This is a genomic window from Steroidobacter denitrificans (genome assembly GCF_001579945.1).
GTDB classification, from domain to species: Bacteria; Pseudomonadota; Gammaproteobacteria; order Steroidobacterales; family Steroidobacteraceae; genus Steroidobacter; species Steroidobacter denitrificans.
In genome coordinates this window covers 13,914-35,409 of sequence record NZ_CP011971.1, presented here as the reverse complement: position 1 = coordinate 35,409, position 21,496 = coordinate 13,914, and the positions used below count along the sequence as shown (strand labels likewise).

At 58.9% G+C, this 21,496-nt stretch carries 18 protein-coding genes, 1 pseudogene and 1 CRISPR repeat array; of the genes and pseudogenes, 9 read left to right on the top strand and 10 right to left on the bottom strand.

Features of this window, described 5'->3' with window-relative positions; genetic code table 11:
* Positions 1-107: 107 nt before the first annotated feature.
* Positions 108-239, top strand: a complete 132-nt coding sequence (locus ACG33_RS16870; RefSeq protein ID WP_257721740.1) for a hypothetical protein — start codon at positions 108-110, stop codon at positions 237-239.
* 1 nt (position 240) lies between these two features.
* Here ACG33_RS16870 and ACG33_RS16400 read toward each other — a convergent pair.
* The 10 genes and pseudogenes from ACG33_RS16400 to ACG33_RS00095 form a co-directional block, all read right to left on the bottom strand.
* Positions 241-1,110: pseudogene (locus tag ACG33_RS16400) on the bottom strand (type I restriction endonuclease subunit R); the annotation flags it as partial.
* 167 nt (positions 1,111-1,277) lie between these two features.
* A CRISPR array of direct repeats spans positions 1,278-3,417; the repeat unit is 31 nt; unit sequence GTTTCAATCCACGCGCCCGTGAGGGCGCGAC.
* A 175-nt stretch (positions 3,418-3,592) separates the two neighbouring features.
* Positions 3,593-3,883, bottom strand: coding sequence for a CRISPR-associated endonuclease Cas2 (gene cas2 / locus ACG33_RS00135; RefSeq protein WP_066917808.1), 291 nt, complete (start codon positions 3,881-3,883; stop codon positions 3,593-3,595).
* A gap of 16 nt (positions 3,884-3,899) precedes the next feature.
* The gene (gene cas1c / locus ACG33_RS00130) at positions 3,900-4,934 is read right to left on the bottom strand and encodes a type I-C CRISPR-associated endonuclease Cas1c (protein WP_066917807.1); all 1,035 of its coding nucleotides are present in this window, start codon (positions 4,932-4,934) and stop codon (positions 3,900-3,902) included.
* A gap of 3 nt (positions 4,935-4,937) precedes the next feature.
* Entirely contained in the window at positions 4,938-5,570 is a 633-nt protein-coding gene (cas4, locus tag ACG33_RS00125) for a CRISPR-associated protein Cas4 (protein ID WP_066917806.1), read from the bottom strand.
* A gap of 21 nt (positions 5,571-5,591) precedes the next feature.
* Positions 5,592-6,509, bottom strand: a complete 918-nt coding sequence (gene cas7c, locus ACG33_RS00120) for a type I-C CRISPR-associated protein Cas7/Csd2 (RefSeq protein ID WP_066917805.1) — start codon at positions 6,507-6,509, stop codon at positions 5,592-5,594.
* Positions 6,506-8,257 carry a type I-C CRISPR-associated protein Cas8c/Csd1 gene (cas8c, locus tag ACG33_RS00115; protein WP_066917804.1) on the bottom strand — a complete coding sequence of 584 codons (1,752 nt, stop codon included), beginning with the start codon at positions 8,255-8,257 and terminating at the stop codon, positions 6,506-6,508. Before cas8c ends, cas7c begins: the two co-directional genes overlap by 4 nt.
* On the bottom strand, positions 8,254-8,922 hold the full coding sequence (gene cas5c, locus ACG33_RS00110; protein ID WP_066917803.1) for a type I-C CRISPR-associated protein Cas5c: 669 nt from the start codon (positions 8,920-8,922) through the stop codon (positions 8,254-8,256). The genes cas8c and cas5c overlap by 4 nt, the downstream gene beginning before the upstream one ends.
* Positions 8,923-8,936: 14 nt before the next feature.
* Positions 8,937-9,368: a type II toxin-antitoxin system VapC family toxin gene (locus tag ACG33_RS00105; RefSeq protein WP_066917802.1), complete on the bottom strand. Its 432-nt coding sequence runs from the start codon at positions 9,366-9,368 to the stop codon at positions 8,937-8,939.
* Positions 9,365-9,646 carry a type II toxin-antitoxin system Phd/YefM family antitoxin gene (locus tag ACG33_RS00100; protein WP_066917801.1) on the bottom strand — a complete coding sequence of 94 codons (282 nt, stop codon included), beginning with the start codon at positions 9,644-9,646 and terminating at the stop codon, positions 9,365-9,367. The genes ACG33_RS00105 and ACG33_RS00100 overlap by 4 nt, the downstream gene beginning before the upstream one ends.
* 238 nt (positions 9,647-9,884) lie before the next feature.
* Positions 9,885-12,149, bottom strand: coding sequence for a CRISPR-associated helicase/endonuclease Cas3 (locus ACG33_RS00095; RefSeq protein WP_066917800.1), 2,265 nt, complete (start codon positions 12,147-12,149; stop codon positions 9,885-9,887).
* Positions 12,150-12,751: 602 nt separating this feature from the next.
* On the opposite strand from ACG33_RS00095, the gene ACG33_RS00090 reads away from it, so the two are divergent.
* The 8 genes from ACG33_RS00090 (at position 12,752) to kwaB (ending at position 21,434) form a co-directional block, all read left to right on the top strand.
* A complete protein-coding gene (locus ACG33_RS00090) occupies positions 12,752-13,996 on the top strand; it encodes an STY4528 family pathogenicity island replication protein (RefSeq protein WP_210399116.1) in 1,245 nt (414 codons plus the stop codon).
* Between the two features lie 619 nt (positions 13,997-14,615).
* Positions 14,616-15,479 (top strand): phage integrase N-terminal domain-containing protein, encoded by an 864-nt coding sequence (locus ACG33_RS00085; RefSeq protein WP_066922601.1) that lies wholly within the window; start codon positions 14,616-14,618, stop codon positions 15,477-15,479.
* A gap of 95 nt (positions 15,480-15,574) precedes the next feature.
* A complete protein-coding gene (locus ACG33_RS00080) occupies positions 15,575-15,901 on the top strand; it encodes an HVO_A0114 family putative DNA-binding protein (protein WP_066917799.1) in 327 nt (108 codons plus the stop codon).
* A gap of 29 nt (positions 15,902-15,930) precedes the next feature.
* Positions 15,931-17,502 (top strand): type I restriction-modification system subunit M, encoded by a 1,572-nt coding sequence (locus ACG33_RS00075; RefSeq protein ID WP_066922599.1) that lies wholly within the window; start codon positions 15,931-15,933, stop codon positions 17,500-17,502.
* Positions 17,503-17,506: 4 nt separating this feature from the next.
* Positions 17,507-18,574, top strand: coding sequence for a virulence RhuM family protein (locus ACG33_RS00070; protein ID WP_066922597.1), 1,068 nt, complete (start codon positions 17,507-17,509; stop codon positions 18,572-18,574).
* Between the two features lie 12 nt (positions 18,575-18,586).
* The gene (locus ACG33_RS00065; protein WP_066917798.1) at positions 18,587-19,894 is read left to right on the top strand and encodes a restriction endonuclease subunit S domain-containing protein; all 1,308 of its coding nucleotides are present in this window, start codon (positions 18,587-18,589) and stop codon (positions 19,892-19,894) included.
* The gene (gene kwaA / locus ACG33_RS00060; RefSeq protein WP_066917797.1) at positions 19,891-20,472 is read left to right on the top strand and encodes an anti-phage protein KwaA; all 582 of its coding nucleotides are present in this window, start codon (positions 19,891-19,893) and stop codon (positions 20,470-20,472) included. The genes ACG33_RS00065 and kwaA overlap by 4 nt, the downstream gene beginning before the upstream one ends.
* Positions 20,469-21,434 carry an anti-phage protein KwaB gene (gene kwaB / locus ACG33_RS00055; RefSeq protein ID WP_066917796.1) on the top strand — a complete coding sequence of 322 codons (966 nt, stop codon included), beginning with the start codon at positions 20,469-20,471 and terminating at the stop codon, positions 21,432-21,434. Before kwaA ends, kwaB begins: the two co-directional genes overlap by 4 nt.
* Positions 21,435-21,496 lie beyond the last annotated feature (62 nt).

Sequence of the window (21,496 nt, the reverse complement as noted above, 5' to 3'; positions counted from 1 at the left end):
CCAAGAGCCTGACCCATCCCTCTATGTGGCGCGCTGCGCTGCCATGGCTATCGCAACGTCCGTGAACGAACGTAAATGGACAGCGTAATGGCTGGATCCGTGAACGGATGGATCGCCTCGAACGGGTAGTGCGTATCGAAGCTGGTGGCATTCCCGATCGTCATCACGTTGCCGACAAGAACAAGGCCAAGAAACTCGACAACAAATCAGACTGCATCCATGCGCCTTCCCGCTGCTGAGCTATGGACCGCTCGGTCTGCGTTCTTCGTAAGTCAACCCGAACACGGTATCGGTCGGCCAGCGCTTGAACGACTCGTTGTCCATGAACTGCTTGAACAATTCCGTGTCGTCCTTCAGCACTGCAGTCATCACGCGCGCCAAGGCCTTGTCGTGTTCGATACGGGCATTCTGCCGATCCGAATTGCGCTTTGCGTTCTGATAGGCCGTGTCCGCCGCGACGCGGCTCGGAATATCCTCGGTGATCAGCTTGTGCACGCGATCGGCATCAGTCCACGGGATATTGCCAAACTGGTCGTTGAACGTCTTCAGGATATTCGATAATCGGTCCAGCTCCAGCTCCAGCTCCAGCTCCAGCTCCAGCTCCAGCTCCAGCTCCGGCTCCGGCTCTGGCTCTGGCTCTGGCTTACGACCTCTACCCGTGGCAGGTACGGGGTCGATTTGTGCATCTTCGTCGGGAAGCTGGATTTTCATCGCCGCCTGCTTCTCGACCCGGTAGCTGTCCATGTCGATGGATTCCAGGATGCCCTTGGACAGATCCTCCTCCACTGGCGCCGGCAGCTTGGGAACGAGGAAAGTGAAGAAAATCGACAACTTCTCCCACTCTGCGTCGGTGTAGGGCAGAGTCGAGGATAGAAAGCCATAGGTACGCAGGAAAGCTTTAGCTTTGCCCTTGAAATCGACCTGGCCGTCCTCGTCGAGTTGTTCACGTGCCACGCAGGCATCGAGAATCGGGTCGAGGCGATCGCGGTCCGCACCACCGAGATACAGCGCCACCAGCTCTTGAGTCTGCACTGTATCGTAGACCTGATAGCCGTCCAGTGCCGACTTCAGGTCGTGCAGATTGTTGGGGTCCGTTTCTTCGGAGAGGATCTCCAGCGCCTTGTTCTTAGGCGTGGCCGTGAAGGCGAAGTAACTGGCATCCGGCAGCAGCTTCTTTGCTTCCATCAGCCGGTTGATCGCGTCCTCGACAGTTTCTTCGTCGTCCCCCACACCAACCGACGATAGCACCATCGACAGCGCCGCTGATGGCCTATCAGGTTTTAATCCACGCGCCCGTGAGGGCGCGACCTTTGGATGGATCGACCTCCATGTCCATCAGGATGCTGTTTCAATCCACGCGCCCGTGAGGGCGCGACTCGCGGTCTCTTGCTTCGCCGCGTAAACATCGACCTGTTTCAATCCACGCGCCCGTGAGGGCGCGACACCGATGGTCTGTTTGAGGCGCGCGACATAGCTCAGTTTCAATCCACGCGCCCGTGAGGGCGCGACGCCGCCACGCAGCCCACGCCTCGTCGATAGACGAGTTTCAATCCACGCGCCCGTGAGGGCGCGACTGGCACCGATCGCGATATGTATGACGAGGAAGTATGGTTTCAATCCACGCGCCCGTGAGGGCGCGACGACAACCCTCTCAGCGCGCTTGAGGCCGGCACTGTTTCAATCCACGCGCCCGTGAGGGCGCGACAAGGCGCACTGGTCTGCATGGCGTTTCAACTCGGTTTCAATCCACGCGCCCGTGAGGGCGCGACTCTCGGTATTTTCCAGACAAAGCCCGGATCTCTCGTTTCAATCCACGCGCCCGTGAGGGCGCGACAGGCGTATCTATGCGCACCGTGCATTTGTTGTAAGTTTCAATCCACGCGCCCGTGAGGGCGCGACCATGTCTTTTTGGAGCATGCCGTGCGATTGCACTGTTTCAATCCACGCGCCCGTGAGGGCGCGACTTCACTCACCATCGGCGTGACGCGGCAAGGATCAAGTTTCAATCCACGCGCCCGTGAGGGCGCGACCGGCGATCAATCCCGCCGTTGACGTGGATAAAATGGTTTCAATCCACGCGCCCGTGAGGGCGCGACCAGAGCGATTGATCCCGCTCCACCGGCTGCGCCAGTTTCAATCCACGCGCCCGTGAGGGCGCGACGGTCGCCCACAACCTGCGCGCTCCTGGCGAGCCTCAGTTTCAATCCACGCGCCCGTGAGGGCGCGACGTTCTATATCGGGCCGACTCAGGACATGGCGCTTGTTTCAATCCACGCGCCCGTGAGGGCGCGACCTGCGAAAGCACCGTGCCGCGTCTGCGTCAATCAGTTTCAATCCACGCGCCCGTGAGGGCGCGACTCACCCATGTACCACCTCCTGTGTCTCGTGCTCGTGTTTCAATCCACGCGCCCGTGAGGGCGCGACGGCGGCGCGAAGGGCCTCGCGATCTACGACGATCTGGTTTCAATCCACGCGCCCGTGAGGGCGCGACCACGCGCACGTGCACGATCATCCTGCGTGATCGCGAGTTTCAATCCACGCGCCCGTGAGGGCGCGACTTGGCGAGGGGCGCGGCCACCGACCAGGTGGCGGTTGTTTCAATCCACGCGCCCGTGAGGGCGCGACGAGGCGAATGAGTTGTTCGCGCCAAGATCGTGCATGTTTCAATCCACGCGCCCGTGAGGGCGCGACGAGGCGAATGAGTTGTTCGCGCCAAGATCGTGCATGTTTCAATCCACGCGCCCGTGAGGGCGCGACCGGCAATGCGCGCCGCCTTTGATTGGAGTGATTCTGGTTTCAATCCACGCGCCCGTGAGGGCGCGACAAGAGGAGCTGACGCACCCCGAGCAGCTTTTCGAGTTTCAATCCACGCGCCCGTGAGGGCGCGACACGACCCAGAGCCTGTTAGCATCCAGGTAGACCAGTTTCAATCCACGCGCCCGTGAGGGCGCGACGCGTCCAGATAAGCTTTATCTAGCGTCCCGGCTTGTTTCAATCCACGCGCCCGTGAGGGCGCGACAGCAGCCTTGGAGGCGTCCTCAGCATTAAACATGGTTTCAATCCACGCGCCCGTGAGGGCGCGACGCGCAGGTCTATGCGCTGCATGTGATCGACACATCGTTTCAATCCACGCGCCCGTGAGGGCGCGACGTGGCGAAACGAAATCCTCATCACAACGGTGGCGGTATGTTTCAATCCACGCGCCCGTGAGGGCGCGACGCATTCACGGCGGGCAGACGCTCGAAGAATTCCTGGTTTCAATCCACGCGCCCGTGAGGGCGCGACTGTCGTGCGGCCACGAGAAGCAGACACAAGTGCTGGTTTCAATCCACGCGCCCGTGAGGGCGCGACGCCGACCTGCAAGCCAAGATCGATGAGGTCGGTGCGTTTCAATCCACGCGCCCGTGAGGGCGCGACCCCCCGAGATTAAGTGTTTGTAGAAAAAGAGAACAGACCACCGAACGCGCGAACCTTGGTCTCCACAGCGCCACATAGACACCCTCTCGGCCAGCCGTGGTCTACTCCTCTTAAATATCAGCGGGTTACGCTCGCGCGGAAGTACGGGGATTTCACCGGACGCTTACGGTTCGCGTCAGAAGATCAAGGGGGCCTTCAGATCCAGTGTCGGTTTGGCGCCAACATGTTCGACGCGCCTCGCCCAATTCGCACCCAGATGATAGAAGCGAAGACTGTCCAACTCCGGATCGATTAGATCGCACAACCGTTGCCGCAGTTGGACCCACTGGGCGGGTTCGACTTCTATCTCGAATACCGAGTATTGCACCCGCTGTCCCAAGTCACGGCAGGCCTTGGCCACGCGACGTAGGCGCTTCTCTCCGTCGACAGACGTCGTGCTAACATCATAACTGACCAGGACCATCATCGATTCAAACTCAGCCTCATTTCCACAGAAACGGTGGGTAGCCGTCCAGATCGCCTCTGAGGTGACGTGCAAGCAGCTGCGCCTGCACAAATGGCAGCAAGCCGATATCCACTTTTTCACCGAGAAAGGCATGGTGGAGTTGCTCCCGTTTGCGCTCTTGATAGGCCACCAGTACAGTCTTGCGTGCATCGTCCTTCAATTGCACCGCACCGTTATCGAAGAACTGGAAGTCACGTTCGTTCAACTGCCGGCGGTTGATCAAGGACAACGCCAGACGCTCACCCAGCAATGGTCGAAATTCCTCGGCCAGGTCCAGCGCCAGACTGGGACGGCCAGGGCGGTCACGGTGCAGAAAGCCCACCGCCGGATCGAGTCCTATGGTTTCCAGCGCCGAACGGCAGTCATGAGTCAGCAGTGTGTAGAGAAAGGAAAGTAAGGCATTGAAGGCATCACGTGGCGGCCGGCGGTTGCGCCCACCAAAGTGCAGGAGCGGCGATTCAGCCCGGATCAATTGATCGAACACGCCGAAGTAGGCCTGCGCCGCCTCACCCTCCAGGCCGCGTAGCAGATCGACATCCTGTTCTTGCATCAGCCGCTGCGGAATACGCTTCAACCGCTTGAGTGCATGCTGGAACACCGCGCTATCGGACAGTCGCTCACCGTGATCGCGCCAACCACGGGCAAGCACCGCGCGCTGGTTATGGATCTTCCCGACGAGAAGATTGCGCACGATCGCGCCGCACCGCGCCGGATCGTCGCTGCGCCGATACTGCTCCCGGCGAAGCAGCACGTTTCCAGAAACCGGACCTTCGACCCGCGCAAGAAAGCGGCCGTGCGGCGTCAGATAACAGATACTAATACCCTGCGCTGAACAGTGGCCCAGAAGTTGCGGTGACACCGCCACTCGGCCAATGCAGACTAGGCTTTCCAGCATATGTACCGGCAGGCGTACGCGCTCCTCGCGCTCCACCTCCATCACGATGTTGGCACCGTCCTTGCGCAGCCAGGCCCCCTCGGTGGTCACATATAAGGTGTTGAGCTGGCGTCGCACCTGTCACATCTCCTCATCCTCGAGCTGTCGTTGCAGCCACACGCCTACGCTTCTATGACCAAGCAGACGGGGCTGGCACAGATCAAGCAACGAGCAGGCGTCGCACCGCCGCGCGTCGTAGCATGCGGACGGCGTCTGGCCCGAAGCGAACACAGCGCGCGTATCTGCAATCGTTCGCATGGTGAGTTCACGCAGTTCCCGATCGAAGGGCACCTCCTTCCGCCGGCGGGTCTGTCCGTAGAATAGGGTGCCGACCTCAACTGGCCTGCCGAGCATCGCTTCCAGGCACAGCGCCTGCGCACATAGCTGTACTTCATCGGCACGATGCGCCTTCGGGCGACCGCGCTTATATTCCACTGGAAGTGGACTCTCACCGGTATCGGTGTTATGAAATTCGACCACGTCAGCCTTGCCGGTGATACCCAGATCCAGGGAGAGCAACGGCATTGCACTTACGGTGCGCACACCCCGGCGGTGTTCGGCCCGCGGGGTGTCGACACGCTCGTGCAGCAAACGGCCCTCGGCAGTCTGCCGATTCTCGGCCCACTGCTGCTCCAAGTGAATCAGTGCGCACTGGCGCGGGCAGTACAGGAAGTGCTGGAGAGCGGAGAGAGGAAGCAGATCTTCATCGTCCATGATTTCCGCGCGCTCGGTATATCAGAACAGTTTGCTGACGGTGACACCAGTCGGCATTGCAGTGTCGTCCATCTTCACAGCGTAGTCTGCAAAACTGCGGGGAATTTCGGTATTCTTCTGCACGCGGATGCGTTCGAATAGTACATGGGCGGGCGCGTTGCCAAGTTCTGAATCGTGCTTGAATACATATAATCCTCGCGTAGCCATTTCGCCTCGTGCTGCCGAGCGGTCATGTTCGAACATCTGGCCGAGCGCCTGCCACAGTAGTTCCAGGTCGTCTTGCGAGAAGCCGGTCTGCTTGGCGAGGAAGCTCGACACGAAACCGTGTGCGACGTAGAGGCCATAAGGCACGGTGTGCTTGCGACCCATCGTGCGCTCTTTTTCAAGATCCTTTTCATTCGTCACCGCCATCCGAGTGATCGAATGTTCTTGAGAGACGATCGGGTCAACGGAGCGCGCGAAGGTCAACTGAATCGGACCTCTAACCTGACCGGCGGTTTTCTTCAGCTTGCTTTCTGCATCCTCATCTCCAGTACTCATTACGGCACCAAAAGCCCTAACATCGAAAAAGTTGTCGCACATCCAGTCGCGGGCAATATCTTCGTAGTGACGATCCGGCTTCGGATTATTCCTTTTATCCTTTTGCCAGTTTTTCCATGCCTCCATTGCGGCCTGTACTTTCCCGCTTTTCTCATATGCCCGCTCGATCTGCCGATTCAGAACGGACTTTTCCCTAACGAAGATGTCGAAACGAGGAGCATCGCCCTTCACCAGTCCGACGAAATTACGCACCTTGCGCTTGAGCGACACATCGGTTACGAGGCCGTGTCCGGTCTCCGCATCCAGTCGCGGCAAGTTGCCGGCGTCCGGATCGCCATTCGGGTTACCGTCCTTCACCTCGAAAAGCAGGACGAAGTCGTAGCGGTTGCTGAGGCTCATTGGCATTCCTCCTGATTCTTGGATTCAGACTTGGTGAAGAAGGCTTGGCGCTGGTGATAGTAACCGAGGGCGAAGCGTGCCTGATCAGCCAGCGGCAGGACACGCGGCGGAAAACTGTCGGCGCTGAAGCCGCCCATGATTTCTCCGATCAGTCGCTCGCGGACAACCTCCAGACCGCCGGGGAGCTTGCCCAGATGATGCTTGGACAGGCGCAACAAGGTCGAGAACACGGCAGATGGGGTGCTTGATGCCGCGCCGTAGTAACGGTCTCGGATGGTCGCGTTCAAGCCAGGATTCGCGTCTTCCTGGATTTTTTCCAGTGTGGCAAACAGACGCCCCAACCGGTAGCCGGGGTTGGTATTACCGAGGTCAAGCATGGGCAAGAACTCCTTCTCGGGACTTTGACGAAAACGAATCTGGCGGTTGAGGCTGGCCTTGATGGCCGCAGCACGTGCGTAGGTAACGCTCTGCTCTGCTCGGCAACGCATGACGGCTTGGTTGAGCAAGGTGGCTGGATAGGGCAACCCTTCAAGGATGGCACGCATGACCTCGCCGCCAATATTGGGCGGAATGTTTTCGGCCTTGTTGAGCAGCGCCACGCCCCTCAGCAGACGGGACAGCGACAGGTAGCGCGGCTCGTAGTCTGCGTGTACGATTTCGAGATCGTCGAAGTGCTGCTTGATTCGCTCACCGAGTTCGAGTGCGGTTGCCGTTTCCCAGAAGCGGATGCTGATCCGCGCGGCATTGGGTGCCAGCCCCAGTACGTGGAAGCGCGTACTGAGCCCGCCTTCGGCGAATTTACCGGTGTGGACGGCGGAATATAAGGACTCCACCGCCCGGACATTCCGGTCCGGATCGTCCTTGGGTGGATCACCGAACAGGTCGGACATCGCGCTTTCGAGATCGTGTGGCTCCTCCGCCCAGAACACGGTGGAGGCATCGCCGACCTGGATGCGTTGCGAAGACGACAGCAGATGATTCAGCGCAGTGGTATAGGCGAAGGAAGCTTGCGTACTGACCGGCGCATTTTCACCATTGCGCTCCCGCTTACCATAGGACTCGAACGCTCGGGCGTTGAACGACACAATGTTGCAGCCGGCGGGCTGACCGCCCCATACACCTTTGATAACAGATTCATTCAGAGCCAACGGCACATCGATCTGCCCTGTAACCAGACAGTTGCCGCGCACGGGACTCCCGAATTGGGTGGCGATGAGTGCAGCTTCATATGCTGCGCGTACACGCGGACGAAGGTGCACACTCTCAACGTCCTCCACCAGTCGGAAGGTCAGCACCGGATCACGTTTATCGAAATCTTTCTTGAGCTGAAAGCGTTCAATCAGGACGCCCGCTGCTTCCGGTCGCTTCTTCAAATTTAAACAAAATAGCTTTACCGCTTCCACGCCAGGATCATTTATCCCGCCAAGCCAACCTTGCAGCGTGTCGATGAAGCTTGTTAGTTTGGTTGCCCCCTTGTTTCCTGTCCCGAATACAAAGCTGGCATTATCCCACAGCAGATTGGCATCCTTGCCGCTGTTGGTGTGTTTCATCGCCTGCTTGCCAATCGCAGTAACCAGCCTCTCGGAAGGTACGGTCTTTCCCTTCTTGAGTTCACCAATAGACTCCAGGTTGATGCATTCGCCTTGGGCGTTGAGCACGACCACATAATCCACTCCACGGCGTACCCAGCCTTCTCGTGGCAGGCTTTCGGAACGTTCGTAATAGCGGTTCAACGCTTTCAGAATCATCCATGTACCTCCCCACTGTTCCAATCCGGTACAGCAACGACACCGTCCTCGAGCCTCGCGCGGAAGAATCGCGGCTGTGGATCGGAAGGGTTGGAGAAATCCAGATCATGCAACATGAAGCCCAGATCGCGCGTTTCGGAAATGGCAACTGGTTCGGATTCCAAAGCGTCAACCGGTCGGAATGCAGCAGCAAACTCCCGGCAACCCAAGTAGGGCTGATTGACACACTGGCCCTTGCCCACGCGGCGCTCGAACATTTCCTGATATTTCACCGCATTGGCCGACGGATCGCGTTCGCGCAGGAACTCCAGGTCAGCGTGGACGCGGTAGGTCACATCGCGCAGGAACAGCCCAGCCCGTTGCTGGCGGTCATCCTCGATGTAAATACGCAAATCACCCTTGCCTGCCTTCATCGCTGTCTCGACGTTGTGGGTAGAAACAACGCTAGCGACTTCGTTGCGCCGCAGGTTGATCCAGCGAATGGGCTTGAGTACTTCAATCTTGCGTACATGCCAACGGATCGCGGGCTTCCATAGAATTGCCTCGAAGCAGGCACGCGCAGCGGATGGGGTTATTACGTCATAACTGACACGCTCTACCTTCATTTCCGGGCGAGTAAAGCAGGCATAAGGGCCGGAAAGCTCCAGGCAGTAGGTTTTCGTCATGCGTCCCCCAAGAATCAGGCTGCAAGCACGTTCACGTACCCCGCCTTCCCATAATCGAGAATCTTGCGGTCACGTGTGACCAGGGTATAACCACCGATGCGCGCAGTGGCGACCAATAGGCGGTCGGCCGGATCAGCGTGAAAATGACCAGGCAACTCGTTGCTTTCAACGACGACAGCAGAGTCATTGAGTGCAAGGAGCTGCAGTGCCGGGTGTGCTAGAGACTGTTCGACCCAGGTCTGCGTCGGCCTGGCGAGATTTAGCCGCCCCTTGGCAGCGAGCTGCGCTACTTCCCATACTGAAATGATCGATACATGTAGCGGGTGAGTGCGATCGGCCGTCTCCAGGCGCTTTCGCAAGTCTGGCTGGAACGCGCCGGGCGTGCCGAACGACAGCCAGATCCAGACATGCGTGTCCAATAGGAGCGGCATGTCCGAAACGATCATGGTGCGCTGTCTTTCGGCACGACAGGCACATACAGGTCGCTCTCATCGCCGGTTTCCGCCGACCACGGCTCGGATGGAACATTGATGATATCGCCGACGATTTCCCCAGTACCCTTCATGTAGCCGAACAGGCTCGGGGGCGAAGGCTCATCTTCGACGGGAACGATGCGCGCTACGGGCTTGCCACGTTTGGTAATCACCAGCGGCTGATGTGTGGCGGCGACCTCGTCGATGAGCTTCAAGCATTTGGCTTTGAATTCAGCAGCATTGACGTTCATGATGCATCCTAGTGACCATCTAAAATGGTCATATTAATAATGAATCAGACATCTGACTAATGAAGCACATCGAGCGCCAGCCCACTGCTGAACACAATACTACAATTCTAGGAGTATGTAGGTAATATTTTTGGTAAAATTTTTTCACTCTCCTGCGGAGGCGGATTGAAACTAGGACTATGTCGGGGCCGTTCGGCGCCATCACGATGCGAGGGGCAATGCCCTTCGCATCGTGCGCTCACCACACGAAATCTCCTGCTTTCCAGACCTTTCCCTCCGGCAGCAGCCCGAGGTTCTCGTCGTACAGTCCATCACCCGTTTGTGCATACAGGCCTGGCAGGATTTCCTCGATATCGCCCCGATTCAGCAAGGGCAGGACTTGCCTGCGACGCAGGCTGACGGTGTATCGCTGCAACTTGCGCATCAGCCAGCGCTGCGGGCCATCGCGACGCAGCATGGCGAGCCATTGATCGATGCGTTCGTCCCGCCCGTCCTTGCCGCTATAGCGCACGACTATGGGCAGGCTGTCTTCGTCGTCGATCAGCCGAAATTTCTCGGCGGCGGTGCGAAAATCAACAGCCAGTTCGTGGCTGTCCTTCACCGACAGCAGCTCACGGATACCCGCCTTGTCGAGCTGGCAACCGTAGTACAGGCGCTCAAAGTAGGCCGCAAAGCGGGTGCGAGCGAGGGGCGAATCCGCAGCATCACGCAGCACCTCGCGGCACGCATTCTCCCCCTGGCGCAGCAATCCCTGCGGTGCGGGTTCGGGCGGGACGAAGACGACGACCTCACCCTTGCCCTTCAGTCGACCTTCGCGATTGCAACGTCCCGCCGCCTGGGCGATGGAATCCAGTCCAGCAAGCGCACGGTAAACCACCGGAAAATCCACATCCACACCAGCTTCTACCAGTTGCGTGCTGACGACGCTGGTGGAGGCGCCGGCTTTGAGACGTGCCTTGATGTCGGCGATGACCTGCGAGCGATGTGCGCCACACATCAGCGCGGACAGATGCAGCGTACCTTGTGGCATGGCCTCCCACAGTGCACGGGCGTCTTTGCGGGTGTTGACGATGGCAAGCACGGACTCATGTGCGCAGAGGGCTTCAGTCAGTTGCGGCCAGTCGGTCGGTTGATGCCAGTCGCTGGGCAGGCGAACCTCGACACGCTCCAATGCGACATACAGCGCGTCAGGGTCGGAGATGATCTCGCGCACGTTATCGAGGCCGCGCCGGTTCTGCCGAGTATCGAAGTATTCTCGGCTGGCGAGCGCCGGCTGTGTCGCGGTCGAAAGCACGACTGTAACACCGTAATGCCGCGTCAGCAGATTGAGCACATCCAGGATGGGCTGCAGGAACTCTGGCGGCAGCAATTGCGCTTCATCGAGGATGACAACCGAATCGACGATGTTGTGCAGCTTGCGGCAGCGTGAGGTTCGCGAGGCGAACAGCGATTCGAAGAACTGTACATTGGTGGTGACGACGATGGGTGCGTCCCAGTTTTCGCAAGCCAGACGCGAGGCCGAGGTTTCCTTGTCGGGTTCGGATTCGGCGTTGCTATGGTGCTCGACCACCGCGTCGCCGAAGATGTCGCGGAACACGTCGGCGGTCTGCTCGATGATGCTCGTGTAGGGAATGACATGGATGATGCGGCGCTTGCTGTGGCCGCGCGCATGCTCCAGCGCGAAGGCCATGCCGGAAAGCGTCTTGCCGCCACCGGTCGGAACGGTCAGCGAAAACAGACCGGCATCGAGCGCAGCGGCGTCGTGGCACTGGCGCAGAATGTCGGCGCGCAACGCGTTGACCGGCGTCGGGTCGGCCCCGGCGACGAGCTTTGTCATATGGGCATCGAACAACGGTGCCAACTCTTCGAGCGTCGGCCAGGTGTTGCGACTAGCGAACCTGTCCGGGTCCATGTAGCGCTCGGTGTCCAGAAAATCCGCATCGACGAGTGCTGAGAACAGCATGCGTATCCATAGCGCAAAGCCGTCCCTACCGCCGGGGACGGCGCGCAGATCGGGTTTGAAATCGCCGCTATCCAGCAACTCAGTGGGCGGCTGTTCGACAAGCGACTCATCCAGTTCGGCCCGGCTTTTGGGGTCTTCCAGACGCTCGCGAAGGCCGCCGAACCAGTCGGCCAGCCCGGCGTGGTGCCCCGCAATCAGGTAGGCAAGCACACGACCAGCAGGGCCGAATCCAGCTTTTTCGAAATGTTCGCATGCAAGCAACGCCCCTGCCGTCGAGTGCGGTGCCTTGCCCGCTTCGCCCTTGATATGCGCATCCGCCTCAAATCCGCTGACGAAGCGGATGTATTTCTGGAAGCGTGGGCGGAACTTGCCCAAGTCATGCCAGCGCCCGGCAAGGCGTGCCCAGTCCGCGCCGTAGCGGCGAGCGAAGTCGGCGGCAAGCTCGCCGACTTCGTGCAGGTGTTCGAGCAGGTCGTGCGGTGGTCGCCAGTTGCCATCCGCGTCACGGGTGGCATGAGCGATAGGGAGAGGCTTAATCATGAAAGAACCCGATCCCTGCCCGAGCCCTATCGTGCGAAGACGGGTTGATGACAAGAGAACCCCCACATCCCTTCTGGTCGCGCCGCGTTTGCCAATCGGATTTGGCCATGGGATGCGTAAAGGATTCCATACCCTCTCCTACGCGAGATGACGACGGACGCCCCACAGATCCCTGCATAATCTTTACATTACTTCCCGATACAGAAGGCAGAGTTGTCGCCCAAGGTGCTGATCTGTATTGATTTTCTCGAGACGCCCGATTCCGCATGGACCCATTCTTGGACCTGAAAGTGCTTTCCATCCCGGAGTGGCACTTCGTGGATCGTGATGGCCTTTGTCTTCACCGCCAGTGCCCGACCATTCGCTCGTAACCATCGAAGCAATCCACGCTTGCTTTTGTCACTGACATCTATTGACGTCGCACTCGATCTGCTCGAAGTAGATCTTCCCGATTTCGCCGTGTAACGCAAGGACGTTCCGACCTATCGCAGGCGAGCAAATTGGGTGAAGTGCAGTTCGGATTGTTGGCTGTCGCAGTGACAATGCTCGGGTGACATGACGTCTCCCTCGGCCACCGCGCCGATCCCGATTGGAGATCCGTCATGTCGCAGTCCGTCCCTGTATCCCCTGGTTTCTTTGTGCCGCAAGCGTTGCTCCTCGATGAGCGCTTGACTCCCCTGGAACGAAACGCCTGGCTGGCCTTCCGGTCCCTAGCCGGCGGTGATGGCACCGTCGTCATCAGCTACGAGTCGCTGCGTGGTTTCCTGCCGAGCGCACCGGGCAGTCAGAAGGCCGCCCTCGAGACCGTGGCACGGGCCGTCCTGTGCCTGCGCCTTTCCACCTGGATCGCGCTCGTCGAGTATCGCCGCAATCCGTTGACCGGATTCTCCATGGCCAGCCGCTATGTCGCGCGCGACAAACCGCTCGCATTCGACGAGGCATGCCGAGCGGACGACAACTACCTGCCTTTGCTCGAACGTGCCTTGGGTCATGCCAGCGCAACGGTACGTCAGTTGGCGCGTAGCATCCTCGATGTGGCTCTTCTTGATTCTGATGCGCTGGCTCGTTTGCCGCTGGCCACGCAGGAGCAGATCAGGCTCCTTCAGCAAAAGCATTGCGACGATGGTCCGGACGATTCCGACGGTCCTCCGACACGCAGCAACGCGCACCCATTTCCGTCTCCGCGCTCAACCGACACCGACATTCCGAAGCACGCTCCGGCGATGGCTGCAACAGTACGTACTGTAGAAAATCTTGTATCAAGAAAAGTACATACGTACAGTACTGACGCGCAGCCGCAATCCGAAGTGCCGGCACTCGCGCTGGATGCACCAGCGCGTTTCCATCAGCTTCCACCAGATCAGCAGCGCTACCTCACGGCTCGGCTCGGGGCATTGCCCCCGCAACAGCGGCAAGCTGTCCTGGACGAATGGAACGTACGCTGCGGCGCTGGTTACGTGCGCAATACCATCGCCTACCTCTATGGCTTGATCAAGAAGGCGCTGGAAGGCACGTTCCGCCTGTGGGCAGCACGTAAGCTCGTGCCTAATTCAGCCTCCGTCAAGGCACCGGTCGAAACCCCGCGTTTGCGCCAGCATCCGCCCCACTCGCGGCCTGCGTTCTTGACCGATCGGCCAGTGTCCCGCGAAGTGGCACAGAAGCACATCGAGCAGATCAGGAACGTCCTGAAGGCGCCCATGCATATCTCCCAGGTGATCGGCGAACTGACACGCAACGGTGTGTTGTCCAAGTCGCCTGCGGTGCTCACCGGCTCGCGGCATGGCTCAGTTAGCCCTGCACTGCGCCAGCCGGCTCCGCTTACTGCCTACCACAATGGGGTTTTTTGAGGGGACCGGACCGTCACTGCCCGCCGCAGTGACGGTCCGGCGAACTGCTACAACAATGCGGACTGGCGCAGCATCCGATTACGTACTGCGTGCGTGACGATGCCTCGCCACGCTGTCCCGGCAATGACCTGCCGGCGGATTGCCACCGGCACCCTGGCGCAGGGCTGAAAGCGCCCGTGGAGTGCTGTCGTCAAGTCTCCATGCCGCGTCCCGCGGTGTCCGAATGGCGCAGGCTCCTGTAAGCGCCAGCCCGATCAATCGGGAGGAGCCGAGCCAGGCACGCTCCGGCTCATCGATGCGTACCGCCTTCACCGAAGGCCGAGCCTGTTTTGTCTGACGCTAATCATCCGCCTCACTGCATCGGATCGCCGACATGCAGCCGGTGCAGCTTTTCTTTTATCCACTCATCAGTCATAGGAGGTATTCATCCCAGCACACCGCATCGTCGTCCCTTTCAACTCTCCCGTCCGGCCTTCCTACAGGAAGCAAGGCTGGTGCCTCATGCGAGGCAACAGGTGAACTGAGCACTTGGCCCTTGCCCTTCGGGGATCTCGCTTCGGCGAGTTGGCAATAACACTGACCGATGCACTCTCAGGACCACGACCCGCTGGAGATGACGATGGATGACCTGACCTACACATTGCGCCAGCTTTGCCAGCGCAACCGCGACGGCAGCCACACCACCCAGGCGGACCGACAACGTTCGCTGACACTGGCAGCGCGCCAACTGCGCGAAGCCGGGTTCCGCCAGATACGCGCCAGCTCGCTCAAAGGCAAGCACGTCGAAGTCCTGCTGCAACGCTGGCAAGCCGAGGGCCTGTCCGCCGGTACGCTGAAGAATCGCCTCTCTCACCTGCGCTGGTGGGCCGAGAAAGTCGGCAAGGCAGGCGTCCTGCCGGCGGACAACACCAAGCTGGGTATTCCCGAGCGTCATCATATTGCCGGCAAGAACAAAGCCAAGGAACTCGACGACAAGCTGGGCCGCATCACCGACGCTCACGTGCGCATGAGTCTGCGCTTGCAGGCAGCCTTCGGCCTGCGCCGAGAGGAATCCATCAAGTTCCAGCCCGGCTACGCGGACCGCGACGACCACATCGCCCTCAAAGGTTCATGGACCAAAGGAGGCCGCGAACGTACCGTGCCGATCACCTCACCAAAGCAGCGTGCCGCCCTCGACGACGCCCGCCGGCTGGCCGGCGCCGGTTCGTTGATCCCGGCCCACAAGACCTACATTCAGCAGCGGCATATCTACGACGGACAGTGCAAGGCCGCTGGTTTGAGCAACATGCACGGCCTGCGACATCGCTATGCACAGGCCCGATATGAGGCACTTACGGGATGGAAAGCACCTGCCGCTGGCGGACCATCCAGACAGCAGCTATCGCCCGGTCAACGTGTCCTGGACGCCCAGGCCCGCACGCTCATCAGTCAGGAACTCGGGCACAACCGCATGCAGATCACGTCCGTCTACTGCGGACGGTGACTCGAAGAGCGCCAACCTTGGCCGACCTACTCTTGGGGGAATAGGATTGATTGTGTTCGCATGATAATATCTCGCAATCACAAGAAGGAGCACCGATGCGAACGGTCGTCGGCATCCGGTCGAACACCTCGACTCCGCTGCGCGATTCCGCGGAGTTCTCTCCGACCATCTGGTTCGCCTCGTGGCGGCGGTTGGCAGGAGTGTTGTCCGATGAGAACCGGGCGCTGCTTCGTCTGATGCGCGACAGGCAGCCACGAACGCTCCAGGAACTGGCCGAACTCTCCGGCCGCGCGGCCAGCAACCTCTCCCGCACCCTACGGAATCTGGAGCAGCACGGACTGGTCAGGCTGCATCGCAGCCCGGATACACGGGCGGTGCGGCCGGAGGCGCTGGCCACAGAGTTCCTGGTAGTGCTGGACTGACTGTCGCCATCGGAATGGAAAACAACAGAATGGCCAAACGCGTTAAAAGCAAAAAGAAGAACAACGGCGCCACCCTCGGCTTCGAGGCCGAGCTGTTCAAGGCGGCCGACAAGTTGCGCGGCAACATGGAGCCGTCCGACTACAAGCACGTGGCGCTGGGACTCATCTTTCTCAAGTACATTTCCGACATCTTCGAAGCTCGCCATGCCGAGCTGCTGGCGGAAGACCCGGTAGCAACCGAAGACCGGGACGAATACCTCGCCGACCATATTTTCTGGGTGCCGAAGGAAGCGCGCTGGTCCCATCTCAAGGCCCATGCCAAGCGCCCCGAGATCGGCACGTTCATCGACGACGCTATGCGCGCCATCGAGAAGGACAACGAATCCCTCAAAGGCGTACTGCCCAAGGACTATGCCCGCCCGGCGCTCAACAAGGTGATGCTGGGCGAGCTGATCGACCTGATTTCCGGCATCACCATGGGCGAGCGCGGCGACAGATCGAAGGACGTGCTGGGCCGCGTCTACGAGTATTTCCTGAGCCAGTTCGCTGGCGCGGAAGGCAAGCGCGGCGGCGAGTTCTACACGCCCCGCTCGGTGGTACGCACGCTGGTGGAGATGCTGGAGCCCTTCAAGGGTCGGGTATACGACCCCTGCTGCGGCTCCGGCGGCATGTTCGTGCAGAGCGAACAGTTTGTGTTGAAACACGGCGGCCGGCTCGGCGACATCGCCATCTACGGCCAGGAAAGCAACTACACCACCTGGCGACTGGCCAAGATGAACCTCGCCGTGCGCGGCATCGACTCCGACATCCGCTGGAACAACGAAGGCAGCTTCCACAAGGACGAACTACGCGACCTCAAGTTCGACTACACCCTCGCCAATCCCCCATTCAACGTCTCGGACTGGGGCGGCGACCGGCTGCGCGAAGACCCGCGCTGGCAATTCGGCGTCCCGCCGGTCGGCAACGCCAACTACGCCTGGCTGCAACACATCTTCTGGCACTTAGGCACGCACGGCGTGGCCGGGGTTGTGCTGGCCAATGGCTCGATGAGTTCCAATCAGTCCGGCGAAGGCGACATCCGCCGCGCGATGATCGAGGCGGAAGCCGTGGACTGTATGGTCGCCCTGCCGGGCCAGCTCTTCTACTCCACCCAGATCCCGGCCTGCCTGTGGATTCTGGCCAAGGACCGCAACAACGGGCTGGTGAAGAAAACCCGCTTGCGCGACCGGCGCGGCGAAGTGCTGTTTATTGACGCGCGCCATCTGGGCGTGATGGTCGAACGTACCCGGCGCGAGCTGGCCGATGAGGACATCCGCAAGATCGCCGGCGCCTACCACGCCTGGCGCGGCGAGAAAGACGCTGGCGAGTACCAGGACGTTCCGGGCTTCTGCCGGAGCGCCACGCTCGACGAGATCCGCAAGCACGGTCACGTACTGACGCCGGGGCGCTACGTCGGCGCCAAGGCCCAGGAAGACGACGGCGAACCGTTCGAGGAGAAGATGCGGCGGCTCGTCGCGACCTTGCGCGAGCAGCAGGCCGAGGCAGCAAAGCTGGACGCCGCGATCGCTGCCAACCTGAAACGCCTGGGTTATGGAGGTTGAGGCTATGGCCGCCAGGAAAACCGGCAAACGGCAGCAACTCCCGATCCTCCGCTCCTCGGCGGCGGAATACCTGACCTTTGTGGCGGCCAGCGGCGGTGGCGAGCGAAGTATCGAAATGCGTTACGAGAATGAAAACATCTGGCTGACGCAGAAGATGATGGCGGCGCTCTACGACGTGACGGTTCCGGCCATCAATCAGCACCTCAAGCGCATCTTCGCCGACCAGGAACTGACGGAACAGGCAGTTATTAAGAAATACTTAACAACTGCCACCGACGGCAAAAACTACACCGTCATCCACTACAACCTGCAAGCCATCATTGCCGTCGGCTTCAAGGTGAACAACGAATGCGCCGTGCAGTTCCGCAAGTGGGCGGGACAGATCGTCAAGGACTACACCATCCAGGGCTGGACGATGGACGTGGAGCGCCTAAAAAAAGGCCACCTGTTCACCGACGAGTATTTCGACCGTCAGTTGGAATACATTCGTGAGATTCGCCTGTCCGAGCGCAAGTTCTACCAAAAGGTGACGGATCTGTACGCCACCGCGTTCGACTACGACGCCAACGCCGCCATCACTCGCGATTTTTTTGCCCTGGTTCAAAACAAACTTCACTGGGCAGTACACCGCCATACCGCCGCCGAAATCATCGTGGCCCGCGCCGATGCCAACAAAGAACACATGGGCTTGACGCACTGGGAGGCTGCCTCGCAGGGCAAGATCGTCAAGTCCGACGTGGCCGTGGCGAAAAACTACCTGAACGCACAGGAACTGGATTATCTGGAGCGCATCGTCTCCCTCTACCTGGACTTTGCCGAACTGCAGGCCATGCGCAAGATCCCCATGTCCATGCAGGACTGGGCCAGGCGTCTGGACGGCTTTCTGGAATTCAACGGCAACGAGATTCTCACCGGCTCCGGCAAGATTTCGCACGAGCAAGCCAAGCTGCACGCCGAAACCGAGTTCGAGAAATACCGCGTCACTCAGGACAGGCTGTTTCAGAGCGACTTCGATCGCTTTCTGGCGCTGGAAGAGAAGATGAAGGTGGCCAAGCCGGAGAAAGAGAAATGAGGGAGCTTGGTTATGGTGAGTGAGCTGCACGCACCGGCACTTGGCGAGGTTGTCGACTTAGTGCGCGGAACAACATATAGGAGCGCACTGCTCGGACAACCCGGCCCAGTGCTGCTCGGTCTTGCCAGCATCCAGCGCAACGGCGGCTTTCGTGACGGCTCACTGAAGACCTACGGCGGTGATTCAGCCGCAAAATTATTGCTTGCGCCCGGTGATTTGTATGTCTCGCTGAAAGATGTAACGCAATCTGCGGACTTGCTCGGTGCTATCGCACGAGTGCCGAGTTCCGTTGCTTCCGGTCGCTTGACTCAAGACACCGTGAAGCTGCAATTCAAGGACGGTAATTATCCGCACATCCTACTTTACTGGACGTTGCGCACACCGCAGTACCGCGCGTACTGCCGGAGCCACGCAACGGGTACGACGAATCTCGGCCTGCCGCGCGAAGACTTCCTTGCGTATCGGCTGCCTGCACCAACAAGCGACACACTCTCGCTCGCCACAATACTCGAAGCCCTCGACAACAGGATCGAACTCAACCGGCGGATGAGTGAGACGCTGGAGGCCATGGCCAGAGCGCTGTTCAAGTCCTGGTTCGTGGATTTCGATCCCGTCCGCGCCAAGGCCACAGGTCACGACCCCGACCTCCCTAATGAGATCGCCGACCTATTCCCCTCCCACCTCGTCGATTCCGAACTTGGTGAGATTCCGGAAGGGTGGGAAGTTGCGACACTTGCCGACTTCGCCGACCTGAATCCAGAGACATGGACAAAGCAAACCCGACCGACGGAAATCAGGTACGTCGACCTGTCCAGCACCAAATGGGGCCGGATCGAAACCGTCACCGTGTACACGGAGGCCGATGCGCCGAGCCGTGCTCAACGGGTTTTACGGCCTGGAGACACGATTGTCGGCATCGTCCGCCCCGGCAACGGCTCGTATGCACTCATTTCTGAAGGCGGTTTAACTGGCAGTACAGGCTTTGCCGTGTTAAGGCCACGCACTATTGAGTGCACCGAAATAGTTTATCTGGCGGCTACGTCGGCTGACAACATCGAAGCGCTGGCGCATTTGGCAGATGGTGGCGCGTATCCCGCGATTCGCCCGGAAGCTGTTGCAGGAACACGGACAGTCCGGCCAACCGACGACGTGTTGGCCCGATTCTCCTCGATCACAAGACCAATCATCGGCGAAATTGCCAGAAGTGAGCGCGAATCCCGCACCCTCAGTGCGCTACGTGACGCACTGCTGCCCAAGCTCATCTCCGGCGAACTGCAGGTAGCAGGTGCTAAGACTTATGCAGAGGGTGGTCAGCGATGAAGAGCATTCGCAGGAAAATAGACTTATACATCCTTTCCCTGGGATTACTGTTCGTATTTTTTCTCATCATTACCGCGGAACTCCCTACCAGCTCTTTTCGCCTCAACGATTTCGCAAGCTGGAAAGAATTTGCAGCAAGCAATCCACTTCCAATTGCCTCGATGTTCGCGTTGCTTTATTGCCTGTTCGCATACTTTCGGTTCGACTTCGATCTAAAAGGTGCCACAGAAATACCCTTTGAGATACGCAAGATTGAAGACATCAACTATGAGCATCTGACTTTTCTCGCAACCTATGTCGTTCCCTTGATCAGCTTTGATTTTGGAAGCAGACGGCAGTTGATCGTGTTGGGCCTGCTTTTGATTGTCATGGGCATCATTTACATCAAGACAGACCTGTTCTACGCCAATCCATCTCTCGCCCTTCTGGGTTTTCACATCTACCGAGCCGACGGCAGTTTCAAGAATGGCGAAAGAGAGGGAATCATCCTCGTGTGTCGCGGGCGACTGACTGAAAAGCAAAAAGTCTCCTACATCAAACTGGATGACAGGATCTACTACGTCAGGGGGAATACGTGAACGCGGCCGAACTGAAAGAGACCTTGCAGACGTATTACGACGACTACGAGAACATTGGCGTATCCGTTTATGCGGTATTGAAGAATCCTGAGAACCCAGGGCCACTCAAGCTCGATATTGAAGCAGAGGCTTCCGTTGGTCTGAAGGAGCTTTTCATTCAAAGCCTGCGGGACAGGTTTTCCAACAAAGATGAGTTGACCGTTATAGATCTTTCGAGCGCGGATGAGCGTGTTGATGCGGTCTATGTCTACGACCTGGAGATTCCCGACGAACTGACGTCGTTGGAAACCGTGATTTCCCAGGACGATCTGCCGCTGTTGAATCTGAGCGATGAGAGCCTGTCGTCAATCAAAGCGCTACTGATCGAGATTGGAAATAATGTTGGTCAGTTGGTTTTTTATAAAACCATGGCACCAGTCAATATCTTCGGAAGAGCCAGCTTCTTCCTCAGGAAAACCCAAAGCCGCCTTGAAAGGTTGGAAGATGAGTTTCTCCGAGTAAGCGCTGGATTTCAAATGCTGCGGATCAACGGAAGTCTGCTGGTACTTGACCTTGAATCCGTTGAAAAGAGCTTTGGATTCCATGATGTCATCAAGCGTGAGGCCGCGGCTGGGATAAGCGCCATTGAAGCTGCTCGCTTGATTGTCAACTCCGACGTATTGCGTGAGCTTCTCGACGATGTCAAGTATGCACGCCGACTTACCAAGGTTGCCAAAGCGTCTCCCGTGTTAAAAGCTGGGGTCCCAAGCCAAGACATCGTTCGCTTTTGTCAAACATTCCCTAATCTTGCAGGGCGTATCAGATTCAACGAAACCGAAGACAGGATTGTCCTGGACACAAAAGTCTCGAAGGATTTGTTCATCAAGCTTCTGATGGACGACTTCCTGACCTCTGAGTTGACGAAATTCCACTACACAAGTGTCGCCAAAGACAGCGTGGATAAGGAACCAGAAGAACCATGAGTATGATTTCTGCCCTGCCAGGACTTGAGCTGGTCAAAGACAAACTGGAGGAGTTCAGGGCC